Origin of the sequence: Priestia sp. SIMBA_032 (assembly GCF_046535215.1) — a bacterium.
GTDB classification, from domain to species: Bacteria; Bacillota; Bacilli; order Bacillales; family Bacillaceae_H; genus Priestia; species Priestia aryabhattai.
This window is the reverse complement of the sequence record NZ_JAWRXD010001435.1, coordinates 1-241: the sequence shown is the minus strand read 5'-3', so window position 1 is coordinate 241 and position 241 is coordinate 1. Positions and strand designations below refer to the sequence as shown.

The window sequence follows — 241 nt, the reverse complement described above, 5'->3', positions numbered from 1 at the left end:
CAGCTGGTCACGCATCTGCGTGTCGGTATAGGTGGTGAAGCCGCCGCTGCCGTACACGGGCACGCTGTCGCGCGCCTGGCCTAGCACGGTGACGAGAGGCACAGCAAGGCGCTTCGCATGCAGGTCCCAGAGTGCACAGTCCAGCGCCGATATCGCCCTAGCGGCCACGCCGTCGCGCCCAAGATTGCGTGCGCGCCGTTGCATTCTCAACCAGAGGCTTCGAATATGCGAAGCCTCTTCA

1 pseudogene is annotated in these 241 nt (G+C 64.3%); it reads right to left on the bottom strand.

The window, feature by feature from the left end:
* Positions 1-241 (bottom strand): annotated as a pseudogene (locus SB717_RS39055) (hypothetical protein); the annotation flags it as partial.